15 protein-coding genes are annotated in these 20,503 nt (G+C 72.3%); 10 read left to right on the top strand and 5 right to left on the bottom strand.

From position 1 onward, the window contains the following. Positions 1-13: 13 nt before the first annotated feature. Positions 14-2,434, bottom strand: a complete 2,421-nt coding sequence (locus ACIPK3_RS25240) for a penicillin acylase family protein (RefSeq protein WP_402573084.1) — start codon at positions 2,432-2,434, stop codon at positions 14-16. A 107-nt stretch (positions 2,435-2,541) separates the two neighbouring features. Here ACIPK3_RS25240 and ACIPK3_RS25245 point away from each other — a divergent pair, with 107 nt between their 5' ends. Beyond that, the gene (locus ACIPK3_RS25245; RefSeq protein WP_402573085.1) at positions 2,542-4,044 is read left to right on the top strand and encodes an acyl-CoA synthetase; all 1,503 of its coding nucleotides are present in this window, start codon (positions 2,542-2,544) and stop codon (positions 4,042-4,044) included. A 62-nt stretch (positions 4,045-4,106) separates the two neighbouring features. Next, on the top strand, positions 4,107-4,817 hold the full coding sequence (locus tag ACIPK3_RS25250; protein WP_402573086.1) for a class I SAM-dependent methyltransferase: 711 nt from the start codon (positions 4,107-4,109) through the stop codon (positions 4,815-4,817). 12 nt (positions 4,818-4,829) lie between these two features. Here ACIPK3_RS25250 and paaK read toward each other — a convergent pair whose 3' ends face one another. Together paaK and ACIPK3_RS25260 are read right to left on the bottom strand one after the other, a co-directional pair. Next, positions 4,830-6,131 (bottom strand): phenylacetate--CoA ligase PaaK, encoded by a 1,302-nt coding sequence (paaK, locus tag ACIPK3_RS25255; protein ID WP_402573087.1) that lies wholly within the window; start codon positions 6,129-6,131, stop codon positions 4,830-4,832. Between the two features lie 142 nt (positions 6,132-6,273). Next, positions 6,274-7,893, bottom strand: coding sequence for an acyl-CoA synthetase (locus tag ACIPK3_RS25260; RefSeq protein ID WP_402573089.1), 1,620 nt, complete (start codon positions 7,891-7,893; stop codon positions 6,274-6,276). Positions 7,894-8,082: 189 nt separating this feature from the next. Here ACIPK3_RS25260 and ACIPK3_RS25265 point away from each other — a divergent pair, with 189 nt between their 5' ends. From ACIPK3_RS25265 to ACIPK3_RS25300, 8 genes are all read left to right on the top strand, one after another. After that, on the top strand, positions 8,083-8,883 hold the full coding sequence (locus ACIPK3_RS25265) for a crotonase/enoyl-CoA hydratase family protein (protein WP_402573091.1): 801 nt from the start codon (positions 8,083-8,085) through the stop codon (positions 8,881-8,883). Between the two features lie 25 nt (positions 8,884-8,908). Further along, positions 8,909-9,850, top strand: coding sequence for a Zn-ribbon domain-containing OB-fold protein (locus ACIPK3_RS25270; RefSeq protein WP_402573093.1), 942 nt, complete (start codon positions 8,909-8,911; stop codon positions 9,848-9,850). Beyond that, positions 9,847-10,896: a thiolase domain-containing protein gene (locus ACIPK3_RS25275; RefSeq protein ID WP_402573095.1), complete on the top strand. Its 1,050-nt coding sequence runs from the start codon at positions 9,847-9,849 to the stop codon at positions 10,894-10,896. Before ACIPK3_RS25270 ends, ACIPK3_RS25275 begins: the two co-directional genes overlap by 4 nt. After that, on the top strand, positions 10,893-12,059 hold the full coding sequence (locus ACIPK3_RS25280) for a thiolase domain-containing protein (RefSeq protein ID WP_402573097.1): 1,167 nt from the start codon (positions 10,893-10,895) through the stop codon (positions 12,057-12,059). The genes ACIPK3_RS25275 and ACIPK3_RS25280 overlap by 4 nt, the downstream gene beginning before the upstream one ends. A gap of 82 nt (positions 12,060-12,141) precedes the next feature. Beyond that, positions 12,142-12,384: a DUF397 domain-containing protein gene (locus ACIPK3_RS25285; protein ID WP_402573098.1), complete on the top strand. Its 243-nt coding sequence runs from the start codon at positions 12,142-12,144 to the stop codon at positions 12,382-12,384. 98 nt (positions 12,385-12,482) lie between these two features. Continuing rightward, positions 12,483-13,385 carry a universal stress protein gene (locus ACIPK3_RS25290; protein WP_402573100.1) on the top strand — a complete coding sequence of 301 codons (903 nt, stop codon included), beginning with the start codon at positions 12,483-12,485 and terminating at the stop codon, positions 13,383-13,385. A gap of 144 nt (positions 13,386-13,529) precedes the next feature. Then, positions 13,530-16,436, top strand: coding sequence for an ATP-binding protein (locus tag ACIPK3_RS25295; protein WP_402573102.1), 2,907 nt, complete (start codon positions 13,530-13,532; stop codon positions 16,434-16,436). A gap of 49 nt (positions 16,437-16,485) precedes the next feature. Further along, entirely contained in the window at positions 16,486-16,983 is a 498-nt protein-coding gene (locus ACIPK3_RS25300) for a hypothetical protein (protein WP_402573104.1), read from the top strand. Here ACIPK3_RS25300 and ACIPK3_RS25305 read toward each other — a convergent pair. Both ACIPK3_RS25305 and ACIPK3_RS25310 read right to left on the bottom strand, forming a co-directional pair. Then, positions 16,922-18,946: an N-acetylmuramoyl-L-alanine amidase gene (locus tag ACIPK3_RS25305; RefSeq protein ID WP_402573106.1), complete on the bottom strand. Its 2,025-nt coding sequence runs from the start codon at positions 18,944-18,946 to the stop codon at positions 16,922-16,924. The genes ACIPK3_RS25300 and ACIPK3_RS25305 overlap by 62 nt on opposite strands. 202 nt (positions 18,947-19,148) lie before the next feature. Further along, entirely contained in the window at positions 19,149-20,288 is a 1,140-nt protein-coding gene (locus ACIPK3_RS25310) for an aminoglycoside phosphotransferase family protein (RefSeq protein WP_402573108.1), read from the bottom strand. Positions 20,289-20,503: the final 215 nt, after the last annotated feature.

Raw genomic sequence — 20,503 nt, forward strand, 5'->3', positions numbered from 1 at the left:
GGACACCCGGTCGTCAGCGTCCGGCGACCCGGACCACCCGCAGCGCGGGCGAGGAGAGGATGTCCTTCTCGCAGAAGCGTGAGGTCACCCACCGCTCCCTCGAGTACAGACGCGTCTGGTCGCTGTAGTGCGGCGAGCCGGGGTCCGAGGACTGGGAGTACGTCAGCAGCGTGCGGGCCACCGGGCAGCCCCCGCCGTTCCAGCCCACGGCCTGGATGTAGCTGGAGCCGAACGCCACGTCCGTGTAGGCGCCCCGGGCCGGGTCCCACACCGGTTCCACCTTGTTCCACACACCGAGGGACTCGGTGCCGCCCGGAACCGGAATGCGGCTGCCGTTCCGCACGACGTACTGGCGCTCACCCAGCGGCGCGTCCAACGCCACCCCGTCCGCGCGCAGCGCGGCCACCGTGTCGGCGAGAGCCGTGGCGAAGCCCGGCGCGGACGTGTTGAGCGTGTTCGGGGTGTGCACCGGGTCGGCCGCGGAGAACGGCACCTTCCACAGCTGCGCCGACGGCACCCCCGCGGTCAGGTTGCGCCAGAACCGGTCGAAGAACAGCGCGCCCCGGCTGCCGGTGTCCGCCGTACGGTCCCACTTCTCGAGCACCCCGCACGCCTCGCCCACATCGACCACCCGGCCGGAGCTGTCCTTCGCCGTGCCACCGGGCAGTGCCGCGCACGCCGTCGCCGCGTCGCCCGCGATCAGCCGTCCCGCGGTCACCCGGTTGGCGAACTCCTGCCGCTCCAGGTCGGCCACGCCCAGGCCGCCCCGCCGGGCCAGCGCCGATACGTCGTCCAACGCGCCCCGGGTGCGCAGCGAACGGGCCGTGCCGATGTCCCCGAAGACCCGCTCATAGCCGGTCAGCGGACGGTCCGCGTTGGCCAGCCAGGCGCTGTTGTTGGAGTTCTCCACATACGGGGCGTCCCTGAGCAGCGGCATCCTGGAGGGGCCGAAGATGCCCGGCTGTACGGCGTCCGGGTCACGGCCCAGCGCGCAGTCGCCCCGTGAGCCGTCCAGGACCGCGAGTCCCGACGAGGCGTAGGTGGCCCGGCCGAGGGCGGTGGAGCAGCGCCCTGTCAGGTCGTCGGTGACCCGGGGCAGCACCTGGGCCTGCGTGAACAGCGTGTGCCCGGCGGAGTCGGCGGCGACCGTGTTCACCCACGGCAGGCCCTGTGTGTGCCGGATCGTACCGAGGACGTCCTCGGTGCTGCGGGCCTTGCTGAAGCCGAGTCCGGTGTCGGGGAAGCGCAGATTCGACGCGTTGGGGTCGCCCAGCGCGTACGCCGTGGTGGACGTCCAGGGCAGCGGCACCCCGGTGCCGAGCGAGGTGACCACCGGCCCGTAGCGCGTCCACCACTGGGTGCGGGTCACCGGCGCAGCGCCGCTGACCGGGACGGTGACCGTCCGCCGGGTCATGTGCTCCGGGCGGCCGTCGACCAGATAGACGGTCGGGTCGGCCGGATCGAGGGTGAGCTGCGCCAGAGCGAGCGGCACGCCGGTGGAGACGGTGTGGCTCCACGCCACACGGGAGTTGTGGCCGATGGAGATCGTGACGGAGCCGAGCAGCGAGCCGCCCATGACGTTCAGCCTGCCGGGGATCGTCTGCTGCGACTGCCAGAACCGGCGGCCGCCCTGCCACGGATAGTGCGGGTTCCCGAGCAGCAGCCCGCGGCCGTTCGCCGTGGTGGAGCCGCCGAAGGCGACCGCGTTGGAGCCCATGTCGGCGGTGTCGGGGGACAGCAGGGCGTGAACGGCGCGTGCCGTGCGCGCGGGGTCGGGGGCGCTGGGGCCGGCGGCCTCGGCCGTCGTCGCGGCGGGCGGCCGCGCGGCCGTGATGCCGTCCACGGCACGCCCCTCACCGCCGAGCACGGCGAGCGCGTAGCTGCGCGCGGCCACGTCCACCGGGGTGATCGGCCGCACCCACGCGGCGCCCCGGCAGGCCGGATCCTCGATGCGGCGCTGCTTCAGCCAGGCGTTGTAACCGGCCGCGAAGCCGCGCATGAGGTCCTTCACCTCGTCGCTCGGGCCGAGCGGCGCGGCCCCGGCGAGCAGCCTCTCCACGGTGCCCGCGTCCCGCACCCCACGGAAGTACAGGTCGCTGGAGAGGTTCGTGCCGGCCGAGGACAGCGACTGGTCGGTGGCCGCGTCGGGTCCGAACCAGCGTGAACGTTCACCGCGGACGGTGACGAACCCGTCGGCCAGGGTGCAGATCTGGTCGGCGGCCTGGGCCCAGCCGGTGCCGAAACCGAGGTTCGCGTAGTCCTTGGCGAGAATGTGCGGAATGCCGTACTCGGTGTAGCGGATGACGGCGGACAATCCGCCCTGGGACGCGTGTTCCGGTCGTTCGCGGCTCTGCGCGGCCGCGGCCGGCAGTGAGGCCGCCGCGGTGAGCAGCGTGACGGCCGTGACCACGAGCCGTTTCATCCGTGTGCGCATGGTTCCTCCCAACGTCATTGAGGGAAGGGGCGGTTGAGCGTACATCGGAGTGTGTCACCGACCCCGGTTCTTGACCTGTGCCTCAAGCGGAACGAGGATCATGTGCCATGAGGCAGGGACACGGCAGCACGGTTGACGGGGTGCTGCGGCGCAGCAGCCGGCGCACGCCCGCACGCGTCGCGGTCGAATACCGCGAGCGTGCGTGGACGTACGGGGAGCTCGACGACGCCGTCTCCCGGGCCGCGGGCGTTCTCCGCGCCCAGGGACTCGTCCCCGGGGACCGGGTGGGCTGCTACGGCCACAACTCCGACGCCTATCTGATCGCGTTCCTCGCCTGCGCCCGCGCGGGCCTGGTGCACGTGCCGGTGAACCAGAACCTGACCGGCGCCGACCTCGCCTACATCGTCGGCCAGTCGGGCAGCGCGCTCGTATTGGCCGATCCGGACATCGCCGGCCGACTCCCGGACGGCGTGCGGGTGTTGCCGCTGCGCGACGCCGAGGGCTCGCTGCTCGCCCGGCTCCCGGCGCAGCCGGCGTACGACGGTCCCGAACCGCGCACCGAGGACCTGGTGCAGCTGCTGTACACCTCCGGCACCACCGCGCTGCCCAAGGGCGCCATGATGACGCACCGGTCGCTGGTGCACGAGTACCTGAGCGCCATCACCGCCCTCGACCTGAGCGCCGGTGACCGGCCCGTGCACGCGCTGCCGCTGTACCACTCGGCCCAGATGCACGTGTTCCTGCTGCCGTATCTCGCCGTCGGCGCCACCAACGTCATCCTCGACGCGCCGGACGGGGACAGCCTGTTCGAGCTGATCGAGGCCGGGCGGGCGGACAGCGTGTTCGCGCCGCCCACCGTGTGGATCGGGCTGACGAACCGGGCCGACTTCGCGAGCCGGGATCTCAGCGGGCTGCGCAAGGCGTACTACGGGGCGTCGGTCATGCCGGTGCCCGTCCTGGAGCGGCTGCGGGAGCGGCTGCCGAAGCTCGCCCTCTACAACTGCTTCGGGCAGAGCGAGATCGGGCCTCTCGCCACGGTGCTCGGGCCCGACGAGCACAAGGGCAGGATGGACTCCTGCGGGCGCACCGTGCTCTTCGTGGACGCGCGCGTGGTGGACGAGGACGGCGCGGACGTGCCCGACGGCACGCCCGGCGAAATCGCCTACCGCTCACCGCAGTTGTGCGAGGGGTACTGGGACAAGCCGGAGGAGACCGCCGCCGCCTTCCGGGACGGCTGGTTCCACTCCGGGGACCTCGCGGTGCGCGACGCGCACGGCTACTTCACGATCGTGGACCGGGTGAAGGACGTCATCAACTCCGGTGGTGTGCTGATCGCCTCGCGGCAGGTCGAGGACGCTTTGTACACGCACGAGCGGGTGGCCGAGGCCGCCGTGATCGGCCTCCCGGACGAACGGTGGATCGAGGCCGTCACGGCCGTCGTCGTCCCACGAGGCGAGGTCACCGAGGCGGAGCTGATCGCCCACGCGCGGGAGAGCCTGCCCGCCTTCAAGGCACCGAAGCGGGTGCTGTTCGTGACGGAGCTGCCGCGCAACGCCAGCGGCAAGATCCTCAAGCGGGAGCTGCGGGACCGATTCGGCCAGGCGCGGTGACGGTGGCGCCGTGCGCGGCGTGCCATCTGGCCCGGGGCGGGGCATTTCCGTAGCTTCGGGGCATGTCGACCCTGTGGGAACTCATGCGCGACTGCATCCCCGACGACCACGCGCGCCAGGTCACCTCCCGCTACTACCTGGACGAGGCCATGCGCTCGCCGGGGGCACCGGAACGGGTGGTCGACCTCGGCTGCGGGCGTGGCACGTCGGCCGGGCTCTTCCGCGCACACGACCCCTCCGTGCACTGGACGGGCGTCGACATCCCGTACTCCCCGGAGGCCTCGCAGCACCGGCCCGGCGCCGACCCCGTGGTGCACTTCGACGGCGTCAACCTGCCGTTCCGCTCGGACGGCGTACCGCTGATCTACTCGCACCAGGTCTTCGAGCACGTCGCCCGGCCGCGTGACCTGCTGCGCGAGGTCGGCCGGGTGCTGCGGCCGGGCGGGCTGTTCATCGGCAGCACGTCCCAGTTCGAGCCGTACCACTCCTACAGCCTGTGGAACTACACGCCGTACGGATTCCGGATGCTGGTCGAGGAGGCCGGGCTCGCCCTGGAGGAGATCCGGCCCTCGCTCGACGGCGTGACCCTGATCATGCGCGCCTACCATCCGTCGGGGAAGCAGCGCTACGGCAGGTACTGGAGCGAGGAGTCGCCGCTCAACACCGAGATCGACACCTGGGCGCGCACCAACCGGCGGCGTACCGCGCTGGTGAACCTGCGCAAGCTCACCTTCTGCGGGCAGTTCGCCTTCCGGGTGCGCAAACGCGCCTGAGCGCCGCCGCCGTCACCCGCGCGGCCGCAGATCCACGATGCGCCGGATCTTGCCCACGGACCGCTCCAGCGTCTCCGGATCCACGATCTCGACCGTGGCGGACACGCCGATGCCGTCCTTCACGGCCGCGGCGATGTCCCGCGCGGCCCTCTCCCGGTCCGCCGGGGTCGCGTCGGCCCGCGCCTCCGCCCGCACGGTGAGCGCGTCCAGACGGCCCTCGCGGGTCAGGCGCAGCTGGAAGTGCGGGGCGACGCCCGGAGTGCGCAGCACGATCTCCTCGATCTGCGTCGGGAACAGGTTGACCCCGCGCAGGATCACCATGTCGTCGCTGCGCCCGGTGATCTTCCGCATGCGCCGGAACACCCGCGCGGTGCCCGGCAGCAGCGCGGTCAGGTCCCGGGTGCGGTAGCGGACGACCGGCATGGCCTCCTTGGTGAGCGAGGTGAAGACCAGTTCGCCCTCCGCGCCCTCCGGGAGCACCTCGCCCGTGATCGGGTCCACGATCTCCGGGTAGAAGTGGTCCTCCCAGATGTGCAGCCCGTCCTTCGACTCCACGCACTCCTGGGCCACCCCCGGACCGATCACCTCGGACAGTCCGTAGATGTCCACGGCGTCGATCGCGAACCGCTCCTCGATCTCCCGCCGCATCTCCTCCGTCCACGGCTCCGCCCCGAACACGCCGACGCGCAGTGAGGTGCAGCGGGGGTCCACGCCCTGCCGTTCGAATTCGTCGAGCAGAGTGAGCATGTAGGACGGGGTGACCATGATGATCCCGGGTTCGAGGTCCTGGATCAGCTGGACCTGGCGGGCCGTCATGCCGCCGGACGCGGGGACGACCGTGCAGCCCAGCCGCTCCGCGCCGTAGTGGGCGCCCAGCCCGCCGGTGAACAGCCCGTATCCGTAAGCCACATGGACCGTGTCACCGGGGCGGCCGCCGGCCGCCCGGATGGAGCGCGCCACCATGTCCGCCCACATGGACAGGTCGTTGTCCGTGTAGCCGACCACGGTGGGGCGTCCGGTGGTGCCGCTGGAGGCGTGGATACGGCGGACGCGGTCGCGGGGCACGGCGAACATGCCGTACGGATAGTTCTCGCGCAGGTCGGCCTTGGTGGTGAAGGGGAAGCGCGCCAGGTCGTCCAGGGAACGGCAGTCCTCCGGCCGCACCCCCGCCTTCGCGAAGGCCTCCCGGTAGAACGGCACGTTGTCGTACGCGTGCCGCAGGGTGGTGCGCAGCCGCTCCAGCTGAAGCGCCCTGAGCGCTTCGGCGTCGAGCCGTTCCCCCGCGTCGAGCAGCCGTGTCGCGTCGTCCGTCATGGGGGCACCTCTTCCTCGCCGAACCCGTCCTGCCGAATCGACCGATCATTCGGTAGATCCGTTCGGGATCAGTAATTCAGGCGAGGACCGCCCGGGGCAAGGGTCCATGCGGATTCCCTTTGGGGAGAGACTCTGAGCCTCTCTACCGGTCCGCCGCCACCGCCACCTCGCGGGCCCAGCGGTAGTCCGCCTTGCCGCTCGGTGAGCGCTGGATGGCGTTCGTGAGTACGAGCTGGCGGGGGATCTTGTAGCCGGCCAGGTGGGCGCGGCAGTGGGTCTGGAGGTCGGTCAGGGACAACCGGTCCGCGCCCTCGCGCAACTGCACCACCGCCGCGACATGGTTGCCCCACCGGGCGTCCGGCACCCCGGCCACCAGCGCGTCGTACACGTCGGGGTGGGACTTGAGGGCCTGCTCGACCTCCTCCGGGTACACCTTCTCGCCCCCGGTGTTGATGCACTGCGAGCCCCGGCCCAGGACGGTGACGACGCCATCGGTGTCGACGGTCGCCATGTCGCCCAGCAGCACCCAGCGCAGGCCGTCCTCCTCGAAGAAGGTCTCCGCGGTCTTCCCCGGGTCGTTGTAGTAGCCGAGCGGGACGTGGCCGCACTGGGCGACACGGCCGGTCTCGCCCGGGGCGACCGGCTTGTGCGTGGCCGGGTCGACCACACGGGTACGGGAGTTGACGCGGATGCGGAAGCCGCGCTCGGGGCCGGAGTCGTCGGTGGCCGTGCCGTTGAAGCCGGACTCGGAGGAACCGAAGTTGTTCAGCAGCATGGCGTTCGGGACCAGTTCCCGGAACTGTCTGCGCACCGTCTCCGACATGATCGCGCCCGACGACGAGACACTGAACAGCGCGGAGCAGTCCGTGCCCTTCATCGGCCCTCCGAGCGCGTCGATCAGCGGCCGCAGCATCGCGTCACCCACCAGCGACACGCTGGTGACCCGCTCCCGCTCTATGGTCCGCAGCACCTCCTCCGGAGAGAACTTGCGGTGCAGTACGACCCGTTGCCCGAAGTTGAAGCCGATGAACGCGGTGAGGGTCGAGGTGCCGTGCATCAGCGGGGGGGTGGGGAAGAAGGTGATCCCGGAACCGCCCGCCGCGACCCGCTCGGCCAGTTCCTCCGGCCGGCCGACCGGCTCCCCGGTCGGCGCCCCGCCGCCCAGTCCGGCGAAGAACAGGTCCTCCTGACGCCACATCACTCCCTTGGGCATCCCGGTGGTCCCGCCGGTGTAGATGATGAACTGGTCGTCTCCGGAGCGCTCCGGGAAGCAGCGCTCGGGCGAACCGCTCGCCTCGGCCGCGGTGAAGTCCACGGCCGGCACCTCGGCCGCTCCCGGCGCCGGGTCCCCGACGCGCAGCAGATGGCGCAGCTCCGGGCAGCGCGGCAGCGCGGCGGCGACCCGGTCGGTGAACTCGGCGTCGAAGACCACGGCCACCAGGTCCGCGTCCTGGTAGAGGTACACCAACTCCTCTTCCACATAGCGGTAGTTCACATTGACCGGGACGATCCGCGCCTTGAGGCAGCCGAGCGCCGTCTGGAGGTACTCGACGCCGTTGTAGAGGTGCAGACCGAGATGTTCGCCGGGGCGTATCCCCTGGTCGGCCAGGTGGTGCGCGATGCGGTTCGCGGCGGCGTCCAGCTGCGCGTAGGTCAGCCGGCGCTCCGCGCCCGTGCCGGGGTGGTCGATGTACACCAACGCCTCGCGGTCCGGGACCGCGTCGACCACCGACTCGAACAGATCGGCAAGGTTGTACTCCACCGCTCCTCCTGACCCCCGGCGTGCCCGGCATCCGTGACGGTTCGCCGGTCATCAGAGCAAAGGGCGCGGCAACTGGGAAGGGTCCGCGACAAGAAATCTGACTGTCTGTCAGAAAACCCTTGAAGTGCCCACCCGCCTACTGCAACCTGTTCTCGTTCTGTCGTAGGGAAGTCGGAGGGGAGACGGTCGATGGGCGGGACGGAACACCTCACCGTGCAACGCGAGGGCGCCACACTGGTGCTCACGCTCAACAGGCCCGAGGCGAAGAACGCGCTGTCGTTGTCCATGCTGGTGGGCCTGTACGACGGCTGGCTGGAGGCCGACGCCGACGACACGGTCCGCTCGGTCGTGCTCACCGGTGCCGGGGACGCCTTCTGCGCCGGAATGGACCTCAAGGCCCTGGCCGGCCGGGGCATGGCGGGCGAGCACTACCGCGACCGGCTCAAGGCCGACCCGGACCTGCACTGGAAGGCGATGCTGCGCCACCACCGGCCGCGAAAACCGGTGATCGCCGCCGTCGAGGGGCACTGCGTCGCGGGCGGGACGGAGATCCTCCAGGGCACCGACATCCGGGTGGCCGGCGCGTCCGCGACCTTCGGCCTCTTCGAGGTCCGGCGCGGGCTCTTCCCGATCGGCGGCTCCACCGTCCGCCTGCAACGCCAGATCCCACGCACCCACGCCCTGGAGATGCTGCTCACCGGCCGCCCCTACAGCGCCCGCGAGGCCGCGGACATCGGGCTCGTCGGTCATGTCGTTCCCGACGGTGCCGCGCTCGCCAAGGCCCTTGAGATCGCTGAACAGATCAATGCCTGCGGGCCGTTGGCGGTCGAAGCCGTCAAAGCCTCCGTCTACGAGACCGCCGAGATGACCGAGACCGACGGCCTCGCCGCCGAACTCGTCCGAGGTTGGCCGGTCTTCGACACCGCGGACGCCAAGGAAGGCGCGCGCGCCTTCGCGGAGAAACGACCCCCCGTCTACAAGCGCGCCTGACCCGCACCGAAGGAGCGAGCCGCCCATGCCCGAAGTCCTCAAAGCCCCGCTGGTCGTGGAGTTCCCCTTCACCCGGTCGCTCGGACCGGTCCAGAGCGCATTCCTCACCGGACTGCGCGAGCGCGTCGTCCTCGGCGTGCGCACCGGCGACGGCCGTACCCTGGTCCCGCCCGTCGAATACGACCCGGTCACCGCCGAGGAGATACGCGACCTCGTCCAGGTCGCCCCGACCGGCACCGTCACCACCTGGGCCTGGAACCACGAACCCCGCCGCGGCCAGCCCCTGGACACCCCCTTCGCCTGGGCCCTGGTCCGCCTCGACGGCGCCGACACCGCCCTGCTGCACGCCCTCGACGCCCCCGGACCCGACGCCGTGCACACCGGCATGCGGGTGCGGATCCGCTGGGCCGGGGAGCGCACCGGCGCCATCACGGACATCGCCTGCTTCGAGCCGTACGACGGTGAGCCAATCGAAGTCGGCGGCCACAGCGGTGAGTTCGCGGATGCCGTCACCGGCATCGTCGCCCACGCCCGGCTGGACTACACCTACTCGCCCGGCCGCGCGCAGACCGCCTACATCAACTCGCTGTCGGAGCGGCGGACCGTCGGCGAGCGCTGCCCGTCCTGCCGCAAGGTGTACGTCCCGCCGAGGGGCGCCTGTCCCACCTGCGGCGTCGCCACAGCCGAGCGGGTCGAGGTGGGTCCCCGTGGCACCGTCACCACCTACTGCATCGTCAACATCGCGGCGAAGAACCTCGACATCGAAGTGCCCTACGTCTACGCGCACATCGCACTGGACGGAGCCGACCTCGCCCTGCACGCCCGGATCGGCGGCATCCCCTACGACCAGGTGCGGATGGGACTGCGCGTCGAACCGGTGTGGAGCGACGGCGCGCGCTACCCCGACCACTACCGCCCCACCGGAGAGCCCGACGCCGACTACGAAATCTACAAGGAGCTGCTGTGACACGGGAGATCGCGGTCGTCGCGTTCGCGCAGACCGGACACCGGCGCTCCACCGAGGAGTCCTCCGAGGTCGAGATGCTCATGCCGGTCCTGCACCAGGTTCTGGAACAGACCGGGTTGAAGACCTCCGACATCGGCTTCACCTGCTCCGGCTCCAGCGACTACCTCGCCGGCCGGGCGTTCTCCTTCACCCTCGCCCTCGACGGCGTGGGCGCCTGGCCGCCCATCTCCGAGTCGCACGTGGAGATGGACGGCGCGTGGGCGCTCTACGAGGCATGGACCAAACTGCTCACCGGGGACGCGGACACCGCGCTCGTCTACTCCTACGGCAAGTCCTCGCCGGGGCAGGTCCGTGACGTCCTCACCCGGCAGCTCGACCCCTACTACGTCGCCCCGCTGTGGCCCGACTCCGTGGCCCTGGCCGCTCTTCAGGCACAGGCCCTCATCGACGCGGGCGACACCGACGAACCCGCGCTGGCTGCCGTCGGCGCCCGCAGCCGCGCGGACGCCGAGGCCAACCCGCAAGCACAGCTGAGGGGTTCGGTGCCGCAAGGGAACTATCTGGTACGTCCGTTGCGCACCGGGGACTGCCCGCCCATCGGTGACGGTGCCGCCGCCGTGATCCTCGCCGCCGGTGACCGGGCCCGCCAACTGTGCGCACGGCCCGCCTGGATCCGGGGCATCGACCACCGTATCGAGGCACACTCGCTGGGCGTCCGCGACCTGACCGACTCCCCGTCCGCGCGGCTGGCCGCCGAACGGGCCGGCGCCTTCGAGCGGCCCGTCGACACCGCCGAACTGCACGCGCCCTTCAGCTCCCAGGAGATCGTGCTGCGCAAGGCACTGCGGCTGGACGACACCGTGCGCGTGAACCCGTCCGGCGGGGCCCTCGCCGCCAACCCGGTCATGGCAGCCGGACTCATCCGCATCGGCGAGGCGGCCGCCCGCATCCACCGCGGCACGTCCGACCGGGCGCTCGCCCACGCCACCTCCGGCCCCTGCCTCCAGCAGAACCTCGTCGCCGTACTCGAAGGGGATCCACGATGAGCAAGGAGCCCGTGGCCGTCACAGGGATCGGCCAGACCAAGCACGTGGCGGCCCGCCGGGACGTGTCCATCGCCGGGCTGGTCCGCGAGGCCGCCCGGCGTGCCCTGGACGACGCCGAGCTCACCTGGGCCGACATCGACGCCGTCGTCATCGGCAAGGCGCCCGACTTCTTCGAGGGCGTCATGATGCCCGAGCTGTACCTGGCAGACGCGCTCGGCGCGGTCGGCAAACCCATGCTGCGCGTGCACACCGCGGGCTCGGTCGGCGGTTCCACCGCGCTCGTCGCCGCGAATCTCGTCGCCTCCCGCGTCCACCGCACCGTGCTCACCCTCGCCTTCGAAAAGCAGTCCGAGTCCAACGCCATGTGGGGCCTGTCCCTGCCCATCCCCTTCCAGCAGCCGCTGCTCGCGGGCGCGGGCGGGTTCTTCGCCCCGCACGTGCGTGCCTACATGCGGCGCAGCGGAGCCCCCGACACGATCGGCTCCCTCGTCGCCTACAAGGACCGGCGCAACGCCCTGAAGAACCCCTACGCCCATCTGCACGAACACGACGTCACCCTGGAGAAGGTGCAGGCCTCTCCGATGCTGTGGGATCCGGTCCGCTACTCCGAGACCTGCCCGTCCTCCGACGGCGCCTGCGCCATGGTCCTCACCGACCGAGCCGGAGCCGCCCGCGCGCCGCGTCCGCCCGCCTGGATGCTCGGCGGCGCCATGCGCAGCGAACCCACGCTGTTCGCCGGAAAGGACTTCGTCTCGCCGCAGGCCGGCAAGGACTGCGCCGCCGACGTCTACCGGCAGGCCGGCATCGCCGACCCGCGCCGCGACATCGACGCCGTCGAGATGTACGTGCCCTTCTCCTGGTACGAGCCGATGTGGCTGGAGAACCTCGGCTTCGCCGAGGAGGGCGAGGGCTGGAAGCTCACCGAGTCCGGGGTGACCGAACTCGACGGCGACCTGCCCGTCGACATGTCGGGCGGGGTGCTCTCCACCAACCCGATCGGCGCCTCCGGCATGATCCGCTTCGCCGAGGCCGCGCTCCAGGTGCGCGGGCTGGCCGGAGAGCACCAGGTGGCACGGGCCCGCAGGGTGCTCGGGCACGCCTACGGCGGTGGCTCGCAGTTCTTCGCCATGTGGCTCGTGGGCTCCGAACCGCCCGACTCCTGAAAGGTCATCATCACGTGCCCTGTCGGCGGTCGGGGCCGCTCGCTAGGCTGGCCGCGGACGACGAGTCGGGAGGAGCACGGTCGTGGCCGAGAGCACCATCCAGCAGCAGCCGCTCGTGGGCTGGGACAAGCCCGAGCTGGACCTGAGCGGGGCAGAGTGGCAGTCCAGCAGCCGTGGGCTGGGGGATGTCCAGATCGCCTTTGTCGAGGGATTCATCGCGATGCGCAACAGCGGCCACCCGGAGAGCCCGTCCCTCATCTTCACCCCCGCGGAATGGGGCGCCTTCGTCTGTGGAGCCAGAGAAGGTGAGTTCGACCTCACCTGAGTCTTCTTGGGGCCAGGGGTGTTCCGCCGCATTTTCCGGACACGTGACCTGTAGTCCCCCCGGCCGGGGGGAGGTCGCATTCACCGGAGGTGGGGAACATGATCACTGCGCCCGTCATCGCAGCGGTCGACGGTTCGGACGACAGCCTGCGCGCCCTCGACTGGGCCGTGGACGCCGCCCGCAGGCACGCGGCACCCCTGCGGGTGGTGCACGCACGGCAGTACGTTCCCTGGGCGCAGCCCGAAGTCCTGATCGCGGGCCCGCGCGAGCCGGACGACGATCCGGTCCTCGACCTGGTACGCCACCGGCTGGCCGGGCACACCGGGGACCTCGCCGTCGACTGCGTCGCCCCGGCCGGGCCGCCCGCCGTACTGCTGCCCGAACTCAGTTCCGAGGCGCAGCTGTTGGTGATGGGCTCGCGCGGGCGCGGCGGCTTCGCCAGCCTGCTCCTCGGTTCCAACGGCATGGCCGCCGCCCGCGACGCGGACTGCCCCGTCGTGGTGGTGCCGCAGCCCGGCCGTGAGGTCCACGGCGAGGTGCCGGACGGGCCCGGGCCCCGGGTGGTGGTAGGACTGAGCGTGGACGGCCCCGACGAGGCCGCCCTCGCCTTCGCGTTCGACGAGGCCGCCCTGCTCGGCGCGCGGGTCCAGGTGATCGCCGCCTACCCCTGGCCGGTGACGGGCCTCGGCGGACCCGGCGCACTCGTTCCGCCAGGTGTCGACCAGGACGCCATCGAAGAGGAGACACGCGCCCTCGCCGAAGGGCTCCTGGCCCCGCACCGCAAGGCCAACCCGGACGTCCTCTCCGAGGTCCACGCCCTCCCCGGCGACGCGGCCGGCCGCATCGTCGCCGCCTCCCGGGACGCCGAACTGGTCGTCGTGGGCCGGCACCGCCGACGTCTCCTCGCACCGGCCCGTATGACGGGATCGGTCACCCAGGCGGTCCTGCTGCACGCGGCGAGTCCGGTCGCGGTGGTGCCCCCGTCGGCCGAGGAGAAGTGAAAACCGCACCTCCTGCGAACCGGTTCGACCAGTAACCGACTAGGAGGTTCACCCAGGCCACGTACGGCGTACTCTGAGCTGCCTGACAGCCACGCTGTGCGTCCGCCTCCCGCCGCGGACGCGGCGCCGTGGCGGGGGGTAGTGATGGAACATCGCACCGTTCGGAACAGGCGGACGCTGTTCGAACGTGAAGGCGAACTCGCCGCCGTGGACGAGGCGTTGAGTGAGTTGACCGAGCCGCGCGCGGACGGCGCCGAACCGGCCGCCACCGCGCGCGGGGCGCTGCTCGCCTTCGCGGGCCGGGCCGGCATCGGCAAGACCACCCTGCTCGCCGAGGTCCGCCGCCGCGCCACCGCGCGGGGCTGCACGGTGCTCTCGGCCCGGGGCGGCGACCAGGAACAGCGTGTCGCCTTCCACGTCGCCCGCCAGCTGCTGCAACCCCAGCTCGCGGGTGTGCCGGAGGCCGGTCTGCGCTCCTCGCTGGGCAGTTGGTACGACATCGTCGGCCCCGCCCTCGGCCTGTGTGCCCCCACCGACGGCGCCCCGCCCGACCAGCAGGGCCTGCGCGACGGCCTGGACTGGGTCCTCACCCACCTCGCCGTACGGCGTGCCCCCATGGTGCTCGTCCTCGACGACGCCCACTGGGCCGACCCCGAGTCCCTCCAGTGGCTGGCCGCGTTCGCACCCCGCGCCGAGGACCTCCCGCTGCTGATCGTCGTCGCCTACCGGCCCGACGAACTCCCCGACCACGCCGCGTCCTTGCGCGGACTGCCCGGCCGCGCGGGTGGACGGCCGCTCGGCCTCGAACCGCTCAGCGCGGCCGCCGTCGCCGAGCTGGTGCGTGAGGCGCTCGGCAGGCACGCCGACGACGCGTTCTGCCACGAGTGCTGGGCCGTCACCTCGGGCAACCCCTTCGAGAGCACCGAGCTGATCGCCAAGGTGCGCGACCGCGGCCTCACCCCCACCGAGCCTGCCGCACATCTGCTGCGCGACCTCGGCGCCGCCGTCAAGGGCAGCGGGCTGGCCGCCCGGCTCGAACGCCTCGGCACCTCCACCGTCCGCTTCGCCTGGGCCTGCGCCGTCCTCGGCACCGAGACCCACCCCGGGCTCGCCGCCGCCGTCGCCGGACTCGGCCCCGAGGAGGCCGCCGACGCCGCCGACGCGCTGCGCGGAGCGCGCATCCTCGCCGGAACCGTGAACGCGGCGGGCACCCTGGAGTTCGTGCATCCGCTGATCGCCACCGCCGTCTACCGGGCCATCCCGACCGCCGTCCGGGTCGCCCTGCACGGACAGGCCGCCTGGTGTCTGATCGACGACGGGCAGGGAGCCTCCGCCGCCGCCCGCCATCTGCTGGAGACCCACCCCGAGGGAGACAACTGGGTCGTACAGCAACTGCGCGCCGCCGCCGGGGAGACCCTGCGCGCCGGCGCCCCGGACGCCGCCCGCACCTATCTCGCCCGCGCCCTGCGCGAACCCCCGCCCTTCGAGGACCGGGCCGCCGTCCTCTATGAACTCGGCAGCGCCTCCCTGCTCACCGAACCGGCGACCACCGTCAACCATCTGCGCGCCGCCCTCGAGGAGCCCATCGCGGACCCCGGCATGCGGCACAACATCGTCTACCGCCTCTCCCAGGTCCTCGCGCACAGCGACCGTCTCGCCGAGGCGTCGGACACCCTCGCCCGCGAGATCCGGGTGACCTCCGACGCCCGGGTCAGAATGCGCATGGTGGCCGAACAGTTCATGTGGGACGCCTTCCGCGCCGACGAACCCGACCACCCCTCCCGCTCCCGCCGTCTGGCCCGGCTCGCCGACCGACTGACGGGCCGCGACCTCACCGAGCGCTACATCATCGGCCTGCGCACCTGGGACGCGGTCCTGCGCGGCGAACCCGCCCCCGTCGCCCTCCAGCACGCCGAGCGCGCCCTGGCCGGCGGCCTGCGCTGGGCGGAGCCCGACCGGGGCTTCGAGGTCCCCGTCCTGGTGTCGCTCGCCTTCATGTACGCCGACCGGCCGGGCCGCACGGAAGAACTCTTCGCCGCCGGAATCGCCGACTACGAGAAACAGGGCTGGCGCGGCGCCCACCTCTCCTTCGCCTACACCCTCCTCGCCTACGTCCGCTACCGGCGCGGCCGGCTCACCGAGGCCGAGGACTTCGTCCGCGCGGGACTCAGGCTCGCCGAACGCGTCGGCCCCGGCACCCCCGCGCACTGGTACGCCATGGGCACCCTCATCGAGGTGCTGCTGGCCCGGGGCCGGGTCGAGGAGGCCGCGCGGACCGCCGACACCCTCTGCTTCGGCGCGCCCTTCCCGTCGGCCGTCGTCTTCCCGGACGCCCAGACCGTGTACGGCGAACTGCTCCTCGCCCGCGGTCGCCACAAGGAGGCGGCCGCCGAACTCACCGCCGTCGGACACCGCCTCGACCCCCGGGGCATCCGCAACCCCACATGGTGCCCCTGGCAGCTCCACCTGGCCCGCGCCGAGAGCCAGGTCGCTCCCGGACGGGCGCTCGACACCGCTCTCGAAGCGGTCGCCCGCGCACGTCAGTTCGGCGCCCCCTCCGCCATCGGACAGGCGCTGCGCACGGCCGCGGAGGTCGCCTCAGGCCCTTCCCGTGTCACGTATCTGGAGGAGTCCGTCCGCCACCTCGACCGCTCACCGGCCGCCTATGAGCTCGCCTGCGCACTGGTCGCCCTGGGCACCGAACTGCGCCGCACCGGCCGGCTCAGAGAAGCCGCCGAACAGCTCTACCGCGGCCTCGACACCGCCGTCCAGTGCGGCGCCGACGGCCTCGCCGAAACGGCCCGCGAGGAACTCGCCGCCGCCGGACTGCGCCCCCGCCGCCTGCACAGCACCGAGACCGACACCCTCACCACCCGCGAGCGCGCCGCCGCCGACCTCGCCGTCGGCGGCCGAACCCACGCGGAGATCGCCGCCGAACTCCACACCGACGAGCAGGGAGCCGTACGCCTGCTGTCGGCGGTCTACCGCAAGCTGGGCACCGACAGCTCGGGTCTGACGGCGACGCTCGGTCAGACCGCGGGCACCCGTTGAGACGGCTCCCGCACCTCACCGGGCGCGTCCGTGCACGTACCATGGCCGCATGTCGTTCCTCCGCCGCCGCAGCGCCACCCCCGCCGGGCCCGACTTCGACGTCCTGGCCATGGACCCGGACGACTGGCCCGGCAATCTCGGTGCCGGCCTGCTGCCCGCACCCGACGGCAGCTGCCAGGGCGTCTTCCTGCGCTACGACCTGTTCGGCGGCCGCGGCCCTGCCATGATCATCGGCAATCTGCCGCAGGGCTCCCCGGCGCGCGAGGTCGCCGAGGGAGAGGTCCCCTTCGAGGTGGCGCAGCTGCTGCTGGCGCTGGAGAACGACGAGGAGGTGACCGTCGCCGACACCGAGGACATGCCGGTGCTCCAGGGCGACAACCTGCTCATCGTGCGGCGGCTGAAGCTCTCCGAGAGCCGTATCTCCTGCGTCCAGTTCGACCGCAGCGACGGCGTCCTGGTCACCATCGCCGCCTGGGACCGCCCCATCACCGACGACCTGTACGCCCTGCTGAAGCCGCTCCCGGCGGAACTCTTCCAGCAGGGCTGAGCCGGGACGACGGCTCCGAGCGGACATCCGCCGCGCGGACGAACGCCACCCGGTGCCCGTACTGGATCTCGTAGTACAGGTCCGTACCGCTCACGACCCTGTGTGAGTCGTCGCTGAAGGCGACCGCGGAGTAGTACTCGCCCGGCACCTCGTCACCCACGACATACCGCTGGCCCGCCGGGACGGTGTACGGCAGCGGCTCCACCGGCTGGGCCGGCATCCCGGCCGGATAGGCCTCCTTCTCCGGGTACGCCCGGCCGTACACCGGGACACCGGCCAGACCGTCCCTCGGGGTGACCACCCGGCCGGACGCGCTCACCGCCACCGGCGCGTCCCCGGGGTCGCGGAACCAGGCCTCGCGGCCCAGGTACCAGATGGCGGTCCAGTCGCCCCAGCGGCCCGCGACCGCGTACTGCTGGCCGGTGGAGACCCGCGAGGACAGATCGTTCACCCCCGTGGTCGGGGCCCTGCCCAGCCCGATGTCCCGGACCGGGGCGGAGCGCTCGTCGTGGTCGGTGTACAGCCGCACCTCGCCCGAGCCGTGCCCCGGGCAGGGCTCACCGGGGGCGGCGCAGCCGGTGTACCCGGGCCGGTTCGACGCGTACTTCGGCCGGATGGTCACCAGACCGCCCCCGCCGTCCGCGGTACGCCGGAAGGGGTGGTCGAGGAGCTCGAAGTAGTGCCGCCAGTCCCAGTAGGGCCCCGGGTCGGTGTGCATACCGGGGATCGTCGCCGCGGTGGTGCCGGGCACGTTGTCGTGGCCGAGGATGTGCTGCCGGTCCAGCGGGATGCCGTACGTCCGTGCGAGGTACCGCACCAGACGCGCCGACGACCGGTACATCGCCTCCGTGTACCAGGCGTCCGGCGACGCCAGGAAGCCCTCGTGCTCGATGCCGACGGACTTGGCGTTGACGTACCAGTTGCCCGAGTGCCACGCCACGTCCTTCGCCCTGACGTGCTGGGCGATCAGACCGTCCGTGGAGCGGACCGTGTAGTTCCACGACACATAGGCGGGGTCCCGCACCAGGTCGAGGACACCGTCCCAGGCGCCCTCGGTGTCATGGACGACGATGTACCTGATGCTCTGCGTCCCGGGCCGGTCGCCGAGGTCGTGGTTGCCGTGGTCCCCGTCCGCCAGCCGGGTGTACGGCGCCGGGACCCATACACAGGACACCGTCCCGGGGCACTCCGTGCCGTCGGCGGGCAGCGTGCGCAGTCCCATGAGCCGCAGCTGCGCGGTGCGCGGGGTGAGGTGCGGCCGGGCGGCGAGGATGACCCGCTGCCCCTCGTCGGTGACCCGTTCCTCGCCGGTGCGGAGCACGTCGAACACGTCGTTCGCGTATGCCGCCGCGGTCGCCGTGTCGTCGGCGCCGGAGAAGCGGGCCACCGCGCCGTACCAGTCGGCCGGGTTCCGGCTGAGCGGCTCGCCCAGGTCGTGCTGGGCCTCGGCCAGCAGTGCGGCACCGCCCGCGATGTTGGCCGCCGGGTCGGTGCGCAGCTCGACGGAGGCGATCCCGGTCAGCCGGGCGGCCCGGGGCAGCGTCCGCAGGCGGGCCGGGAGCGCGGAACGGGCCCGAACCCGGGCGCGGGGACGTGGTCCGGGGCGGGCGCTGTCGCCGCGTGGGTCCTCGGTGCCCGCCGCCAGATGCTCGCGGGCGGCGCCGAGCGCGGCCCGCGCGTCGGTCAGGTGCAGCGGGCCGTAGCCGCCCAGGACGCTGGGTGTCCCGCCGTGTGTGTTCCAGCGGGACTGGAGGTAGGACACGGCGAGCAGGACGTCCGGCGGTACGTGGTGGGCGTCGGCCGCGGCCGCGAAGGCACGCTGCAGTGTGCCGGTGTCCACGGGATCCGGGGCGGGGGCGGCTCCGAGCAGGGGCAGCAGCAGTGCCGCGGAGGCGGCCACCGCGGTGCCGCGGACGCGTCCGCCACCGGCCGGCGGGGTGGGGTCGGTGACGGATCCTCGCATGGCGGCCTCCTGCGACGGGCGGGCGTGGCGCAGCGTGCCCGCCGGGCCGAGGCAGGGGAACCGGCAGGCTGATGATCCGTCAATCATGCCCGGAGGAAGAAGGATTCCCATGTCACGGAGGGGTGTGGCGCCGTACACACGTAGATCCGCGGTGCGCCCGGCGCTGATGCCTCGGGCGCACCGCGGACCGACGTGTCCGTCGTCAGCGTGTGCCGACCGCCGCGCGGACCGCCTTGCGGGCCATCTGGCAGTCGTCGTGCAGCCGCCTCAGCAGTAACCGCTGCTCCTCGCCCGCCGACATGGTGCCGGGCTGGACCCCGGCGGGCGGGATCGGGGCCGTGTCCTGCATCGAGCGCTGCACGGCTGTCTCGTAGGTCCGGATCTCCCGGGTCAGGACAAGCATCAGGTTCACCAGGAAGGCATCCCGCGCGGCGGGTCCCGCCGCCTGTGCGATCTGGCTGATCTGCCGCCGGGCCGCCAGGTCGTCCCCGAGGACCGTCCACAGGGTCGCCAGGTCGTACCCCGGTAGGTACCAGCCCGCGTGCTCCCAGTCCACCAGCACTGGACCGGCCGGTGAGAGCAGGATGTTCGAGAGCAGGGCGTCGCCGTGGCAGAACTGGCCCATCCCCTGTCGGCCCGCCGCCTGCGCGATTCCGCGCAGCAGCTTCTGGAGGTCGCCCAGGTCGCGGTCGGTGAGCAGGCCCAGGTCGTGGTCGCGGGAGATGCGGGCCGCGTAGTCCAGGGGTGCGTCGAAGGTGCCCGCCGGGGGCCGCCAGGCGTTCAGCCGGCAGATCGCGCCGAGCGCCGCCCGGATGTCGGCGCGCGGCGGGGCCTCCGCCGGGTGCCGCTGGAGGGCCGCCACGCGTCCCGGCATGCGCTCGATCACCAGGGTGCAGTTGTCCGGGTCCGCCGCGATCAGCCTCGGCGCCCGGACCGGTGGCCGGTGCCGGACGAACGAGCGGTATGCGGCTATCTCGTGCCTGTACCGCTCGGCCCAGGCGGGGGAGTGGTCCAGCAGGCATTTCGCCACGGCGGTGCTCCGTCCCGTCGTTCCGACGACGAGTACGGAGCGGCCGCTGCGGCGCAGCACCTGCACCGGCGTGAACTCCGGACAGATGCGGTTCACCGAGGCGATCGCGGTGCGCAGCTGGGCGCCCTGGGGGCCGGACAAGTCGATTCTCCCGCTGAGCGGTTGGGTGCCCGGCCCCGCGGCGCGTCGCGGCCGGCCCACGACCGGCACGGGGGACCCCGGACGGGCGGGGTCGAGGTAGGGGACGCCACCCGCCGGACGGGTGCGCGGCGACCGGGGCGGGGCGGACACGGAGGACGATGCTGCGTACATGGGAGATACCCATCCCTTCGTGTGCCTGCTGTGCCTGCTGTTGCCTGCTGTGAGTTCTCGCTGTCTCGCGCCATCCCGGCCCGGTGGCCCGGACGCATCCTGGGGAATGTGCCCCTCGTGTCGAGTGGCGACCGGGTCGGGGTGGCGCGTTCCTACTCGACACCCGACGCCCCGTGGCACACCATCTGGCGCACCCTGGCGAACCGTGGCGAATA

It is taken from the genome of Streptomyces sp. NPDC086787 (genome assembly GCF_044745865.1).
Taxonomy (GTDB): Bacteria; Actinomycetota; Actinomycetes; order Streptomycetales; family Streptomycetaceae; genus Streptomyces.

Bases quoted from the DNA above. Each gene is read 5' to 3' on its own strand.
- ACIPK3_RS25240 (WP_402573084.1), bottom strand. From the start codon at position 2,434: ATGCGCACACGGATGAAACGGCTCGTGGTCACGGCCGTCACGCTGCTC.
- ACIPK3_RS25245 (WP_402573085.1), top strand. From the start codon at position 2,542: ATGAGGCAGGGACACGGCAGCACGGTTGACGGGGTGCTGCGGCGCAGC.
- ACIPK3_RS25250 (WP_402573086.1), top strand. From the start codon at position 4,107: ATGTCGACCCTGTGGGAACTCATGCGCGACTGCATCCCCGACGACCAC.
- paaK (WP_402573087.1), bottom strand. From the start codon at position 6,131: ATGACGGACGACGCGACACGGCTGCTCGACGCGGGGGAACGGCTCGAC.
- ACIPK3_RS25265 (WP_402573091.1), top strand. From the start codon at position 8,083: ATGGGCGGGACGGAACACCTCACCGTGCAACGCGAGGGCGCCACACTG.
- ACIPK3_RS25270 (WP_402573093.1), top strand. From the start codon at position 8,909: ATGCCCGAAGTCCTCAAAGCCCCGCTGGTCGTGGAGTTCCCCTTCACC.
- ACIPK3_RS25280 (WP_402573097.1), top strand. From the start codon at position 10,893: ATGAGCAAGGAGCCCGTGGCCGTCACAGGGATCGGCCAGACCAAGCAC.
- ACIPK3_RS25290 (WP_402573100.1), top strand. From the start codon at position 12,483: ATGATCACTGCGCCCGTCATCGCAGCGGTCGACGGTTCGGACGACAGC.
- ACIPK3_RS25295 (WP_402573102.1), top strand. From the start codon at position 13,530: ATGGAACATCGCACCGTTCGGAACAGGCGGACGCTGTTCGAACGTGAA.
- ACIPK3_RS25300 (WP_402573104.1), top strand. From the start codon at position 16,486: ATGTCGTTCCTCCGCCGCCGCAGCGCCACCCCCGCCGGGCCCGACTTC.
- ACIPK3_RS25305 (WP_402573106.1), bottom strand. From the start codon at position 18,946: ATGCGAGGATCCGTCACCGACCCCACCCCGCCGGCCGGTGGCGGACGC.
- ACIPK3_RS25310 (WP_402573108.1), bottom strand. From the start codon at position 20,288: ATGTACGCAGCATCGTCCTCCGTGTCCGCCCCGCCCCGGTCGCCGCGC.